Origin of the sequence: uncultured Roseivirga sp. (assembly GCF_963973945.1) — a bacterium.
Classification (GTDB): domain Bacteria; phylum Bacteroidota; class Bacteroidia; order Cytophagales; family Cyclobacteriaceae; genus Roseivirga.
Genome location: NZ_CAXBBV010000025.1, coordinates 1 through 5,645, shown reverse-complemented (window position 1 = coordinate 5,645; position 5,645 = coordinate 1). Strand labels below are relative to the sequence as shown.

Genomic DNA, 5,645 nt, shown 5'->3' with positions numbered 1-5,645 from the left:
AATCACTGGCGCAATGAAACCGAAAAGCCTGGCGCAATTTGGTCCGAAGTATCCACTTGCTTTAAACGAAGCAGCAGAAATTGAACATTCACTATTAATTCAATATTTATTTGCAGCATTTTCTTTAAAGCAGTCTATTGACGAAGGTGTTTCAGAAATGGAGCTTGAGGAAATCAACGAATGGAAAAGAGTGATTTTAGGCATAGCCAGAGAGGAAATGGTTCATTTTGGTTCTGTTTGTAACCTTCTTTCTGCTGTAGGATCAGGACCAAGAATATTACGGTCAAATTTCCCTAAGAAAACGGATTATTTCTATGGGTTGGACGCTCCGTTTATCCTTTCCAAATTTGATGCAGAAACTATTCGCAGGTTTACCATTTTTGAAATACCTCAAGGAATCAAACCAACTAAGATGATGGCTATGGCCGAATTTGCCCCAGATCCTCTGGAATACAATAAGGTTGGTGAATTATATAACAAAATTTTAAAAGCTTTTCATGAAATACCTAATATTTTGATTGGCGACCCAAAAAATCAAGATCAAGACGGGTGGAGTTTGGAAAGAAGAAAAACAATCGAAGAGAAAATATTATTTCCCATTAAAAATTTGGATGATGTTAAACGGGCTGTAGATAATATAATTGAGGAAGGTGAAGGCACTCCTAACGACCCAGAAACCCTAAATGATTCTCATTATGCTAGATTTTTGGAAATTCAAAAACGATTGGGTGAAATTAATTTTGACCCCTCAAGAAGTGTAATAAAAAATCCAGCCACAAGAATACATAGAGATTCCGACCCGGCTATTGCTGTAAACATTATTGAGAATGAAGATTCTCTTTTAGCTTGTGAACTATTCAACTCAATCTACAATAGTATGCTAATTTCAGTAATTCAGTATTACTCTCATATGGGTGAAACACAAGATGAGAAAACATTTCTCAAAAATATTTCCTGGCAAACGATGAGCGGAATAATTAGACCTTTGGGAGAGCTTCTAACACAATTACCATTTGGAAATTCTGAGAATGACTCTAGAACTGGCCCATCATTTGAGATTTATGGCGAATATGCAATTGCACCATCAAAAGAAAATAGGTATGTTGTTTTAAAGGAAAGATGGTTAGATCATTATAAATCTGCTGTAGAAATTAAGAGTATCCATCCGCGCATGGATTCTATTGTCAAAATGATAAATTGGATGACCAAGAACATTGAAAAACATATAGGAAAAAAATAGCATGATAACAATAAAATTTAAAGGGTGGTTTCAATGTAGGTTAGCTACTGACCCAGACCCAGCTGATGAACCCAGGGGAATTAGCGGTTACATGCGAGCTCTTCCAGGAGAACCAGATTTGGATAGAATTATTCGATTTCATAACCCTTTGGTGGTTAGAAGTCATACATCTAAAGTAGGTGTTTTTGTAACAGAATTATATAAATCAAATACGAAGATCGAAAAACATCCCTTAATTGGAGCAAAAGTTAATTTGGAAAATAATCCCATATTTCACGGATGGAACTCTATAATTGCTGATGATGGTGAGGAGCCTATCATCCCTATGGATATTAGTATTTCTAATGACGACTTTAGAATTTATAAGAAACATAGACATGATAATTATGAATATCCATTTGAAGAAACAAGGGCGGTACAAGTAATTCCTGGAGCTAATGACCTCTTAGAACAAGTGGGAATTTATGATGAGTTCTCTTTTGTTAAGAGAAGAATAGCTCTTTTGGAGAAGGATTTAACGAATGTAAAAGACCTTCAAGAAAAATATATAATTACTGAACGTATCAAATGGCTAAAAGCTGGTATATCATATAGTTTCTTCAGGTTCAGGATGAACTATAATATTAAAGAAATGAAAGGCCCCCTTGAGACAATAAATGTTAACGATATAATTTATATAGACGATGAAACAGAATGGTATTTGAATTTTTGGATGGGGGCTTGGGATGCAGATGCTCAAAATGGTTTTGTCTCAGGTATTTTACAGCTGAAAAAAGCGAATTTATTGTAAATCAATAAAGGATATAATCTTGATGGCAATTCGCTTAAAATCTACAAAAGTTAAATATACTTACAATCTATTTACCTCAAAATTTCATTTAAAATTTTCAATTGGAACAAAATAACATGAAATACTTACTATTTGAATACGGCGAGTCGATAACTAAGGAATTCGAATTTCCTGAAACAAGATATTGTGATATTAAAAACCTAAACGTTTTTGTTTCCAACAATCAACCCGCTATCGATACTATTGAGAATACGGTAACTCAAACTTTTTCTAAGGTCTCTGGTGAATCAAGCGATTCAGATGCGGATATAAATATGTTTGTTGTTACTAGAACGGATTCAATAGGTAATTCAGAAGAAACTGATGATGACAATGATGTTTTTTCATTATCAAATTTGCTGATTACTGCAACGACTACTAGAGTTGAAATGGAAAGCACCGATACAGATTAGTGATTTTAATTGTAACTCATAGAGAAGATTATACGGCTGATTTCCTTGTCAATATTTTAAATCAAAGAAATATCGAATATTTGAGATTCAATACTGACTGTATTGGACTTAAGCATAAAATTTCATTTACTACAAAAAATGATACTGAGATTGCTATAGACGGAATTTCGCATTTTGATTCAGTTTGGTTTAGGAGGGTCAAAGTACCAACAATTTCTTTTTCTTCATTTGAAGAGAATGATTTTTACAATAAAGACTACCAAAGTTTTTTCAGCAACCTTTGGAATACTTTGAGTACAAATAAATGGCTAAGTAATCCAAACAATATCTACAAAGCTGAAAATAAAATTTTTCAATTATCCGTTGCTCGAAAACTTGGTTTTTCCATTCCAAATACCATAATTTCCTCAGATTCTAAAGAGATCCAACATTTTAGCAAAGAGAATGGGGAAAAAGTAATAATTAAGCCGCTATATAGAAGCCGATTTTTAGCTGATGGAAAGGAAAAAATAATCTTCACAAATAATTTGAAAACTAATCATTTAGTGAATGATAGTTTTATTTGTTTTCCAATGATTTTTCAAAATGAAATCGAAAAAGAATATGAACTTCGAGTTACTGTAGTTGGCGAGAAGGTTTTTGCAGCACAAGTAGATTCTCAAAATGATTTGGATACTAAATTAGATTGGCGAAGAAAAACACTAAAGTTTAAAGCTTATAATTTACCTATTGAGATCCAAGAGTTATCAGTCAAACTTGTAAAGGAATTGGGTTTGGGTTTTGGTGCAATTGATATCATTAAATCAAAGAAAGGATATATATTTTTGGAAATAAACCCTAACGGCCAATGGGTTTGGATTGAAAACGATACTGGTTTAAAGATTTCTGATGCAATTATTCAATATTTATCGTGAAACTTTATAACTATGGGAGATAAAACAGAAAAAAGAAATAATCTACTTCGCGATGAATATATTTCATATTTGTTGAGATTATTTGATAATGAGGATAATAGAATGAACAAGCTAGAAGGCAAGATAACCCAATTGATTGCCCAATCAGGGTTAATAATATCTATAATCACTTTTATAATTCCTTTATTTTATGATTCCTTGAAATGTATCTCCATAGGACCGAAAATTCTACTTGGAGCAACTTTTTTAGTTACAGTAATTCTTCTTTGTATTTCTATTTTTTATGCAAGTAAAATATTCAACATTAAAAAGTTCAAGTATTCGGATTGTTCTGAGGAAACGGTAAGAAAAGGTCATAAAAAAATGCCTGAATTTAAGAAAGAATATATTGACGACTTAATCTTTAGTATTAAAAGAAATAGAGGACTAAACAATACCAAAGGATCCATTCTTTTAAAATCAAATAAGCTTTTTGCATTTGGCATTTATTTTTTGGTTGCATTAACAATAGAGCTTTTGATTGTGTCCTTCTTTATTTAATTTTCTTTTTTTGGCGTAGATGTTTTTTGAATATTTCTATGACTTTGTCTTTTCCAACAATTTCTAAAAGTTCTTCACGATATTTCTTAAGAATGAGAGCAACATTCCAGTTAATTAAATCTTGAATATTTTCTTTTATAGAATGGTCATTAGATCTACTAAGATTACCTTTCCACGTTTCTAAAGATCTAAGTAAACCAATGGTAACCTCATTTTTACTATTTTCTATCGAACTTCCTTTTTTTAGTTTTGTAAAGTGAAGCCCATACATAATATAGATATTTTGGTCTTTAGTATTCTCTGAATGAACCATTGCGTCTTGCAAAGCCTCTAATATTGTTTTATCAAAAAGAGTATTATAAAATGCTTCCGCAGTTTTAAGAGCAACTGAATTATCAACATTTGGATACTTCGGTTCGTTTTGTGCCACCCATTTCGGAGTTATAGTGCCAGGCATTTCGGTTTGATTTGTGCCACTTTTAGGCTGCGACCCGATCCGTTTCGGTTCGTTTTGTGCCAGTGATTTCGGTTCGATCCGTGCCACCTTTGTCAGGAACGGGATGTATAACGTTTCGTTTTGTGCCACTTTGAAAGATCCAGTAACAATTCCTTATCGCTTAAAAACAAGCGATATGGCCAATACACTTGATCCAATCGACTTAAAACAGATCATCACTTTGCACCTGCACGGTTTCAGCAACCGTAAGATAGGTACGACCTTGGGCATCTCCCGTAACACCGTAAATAGTTATATGCGGCTGTTCGGGTCCTGCGACCGTCCACTTAAAGAATTGTTGGCCCTAGACAATGGGGCCCTTTAAGTACTTTTCTCTTCCCATACCACCATAGATAATAGTCGCTACTAAGAGCTCATGCAATGTTTTGAGGGGGTCAACAAAGCCCGGATCCACCCAGTATTTACCTTTCTATATCATTATCAGCAGTACGTACAGCAGGCCAAAGAGCCTTATGGCTACACCCAGTTCATGGAACAATACCGGCGCAAATACGTAAAGGCCAAGGGTTTCATGAAGCTCGAGCACGGGGCAGGGAACGAAATGTTCATCGACTTCGCCGGCAAGAAACTCCATATTGTTGACAGGGCCACTGGGGAAGTGGTCCCGGTGGAGGTGTTCGTGGCCATCCTTCCCAATAGCCAGTATACCTATGTGTAGGCCTGCAGGAGTCAAAAAACGGGAGGATCTGATCAGTTGTTGCACCAATGCCCTGAACTTTTACGGAGGCGTGCCCAAGGCCATCGTCTCGGACAACCGAAAATCGGCGGTGACAAGGGCCAGTAAATATGAGGCGGACATTAATCGTAGCTTTAAGGATTTTGAACGGCATTATAACTGCGTCATAAACCCCCGGCGGGGATATTCCCCCCCAGGACAAGGCGGTGGTGGAGAACGCCGTGCACCATGCCTGATAAGCAAAGAAAATGAACAAGATATTTTCTTTTTTAGTTCTTAGTAAGCAAGTGCTTAGAAATTTACGCTCCGCTATATTTTAGGCTTTTGCGGCAAGCTGGTTATGAAGTTTGTGAACTTTTCTTCTCAAAGTTTCAAATAAACCATACAGATTAATAGAAAGAAAAATACTTTGCTTTATGCTGTGAGTGAGCGAGCGCTGGCAAATTATGTGTAGAAAAAAATGTGTGAACTTGCAACAAAAAACGGGACAAAAAGTTAAGCTACATTTTTAAATTG

Annotated in this window: 7 protein-coding genes; 6 read left to right on the top strand and 1 reads right to left on the bottom strand. The window is 35.0% G+C overall.

From position 1 onward, the window contains the following. The 5 genes from AAC026_RS19735 to AAC026_RS19715 all read left to right on the top strand — a co-directional run. On the top strand, positions 1-1,240 hold a 1,240-nt coding region (locus AAC026_RS19735), incomplete at its 5' end, for a ferritin-like protein (protein ID WP_339701814.1). Between the two features lies 1 nt (position 1,241). Further along, the gene (locus tag AAC026_RS19730) at positions 1,242-2,030 is read left to right on the top strand and encodes a hypothetical protein (protein WP_339701811.1); all 789 of its coding nucleotides are present in this window, start codon (positions 1,242-1,244) and stop codon (positions 2,028-2,030) included. Positions 2,031-2,146: 116 nt separating this feature from the next. Further along, on the top strand, positions 2,147-2,482 hold the full coding sequence (locus AAC026_RS19725) for a hypothetical protein (RefSeq protein ID WP_339701809.1): 336 nt from the start codon (positions 2,147-2,149) through the stop codon (positions 2,480-2,482). After that, entirely contained in the window at positions 2,482-3,396 is a 915-nt protein-coding gene (locus tag AAC026_RS19720; protein WP_339701806.1) for an MvdC/MvdD family ATP grasp protein, read from the top strand. The genes AAC026_RS19725 and AAC026_RS19720 overlap by 1 nt, the downstream gene beginning before the upstream one ends. A 12-nt stretch (positions 3,397-3,408) precedes the next feature. Continuing rightward, a complete protein-coding gene (locus tag AAC026_RS19715) occupies positions 3,409-3,936 on the top strand; it encodes a hypothetical protein (protein WP_339701803.1) in 528 nt (175 codons plus the stop codon). Here AAC026_RS19715 and AAC026_RS19710 read toward each other — a convergent pair. Then, entirely contained in the window at positions 3,929-4,522 is a 594-nt protein-coding gene (locus AAC026_RS19710; protein ID WP_339701800.1) for a hypothetical protein, read from the bottom strand. The genes AAC026_RS19715 and AAC026_RS19710 overlap by 8 nt on opposite strands. A gap of 286 nt (positions 4,523-4,808) precedes the next feature. Here AAC026_RS19710 and AAC026_RS19705 point away from each other — a divergent pair, with 286 nt between their 5' ends. Beyond that, positions 4,809-5,111 (top strand): hypothetical protein, encoded by a 303-nt coding sequence (locus AAC026_RS19705; RefSeq protein WP_339701797.1) that lies wholly within the window; start codon positions 4,809-4,811, stop codon positions 5,109-5,111. Positions 5,112-5,645: the final 534 nt, after the last annotated feature.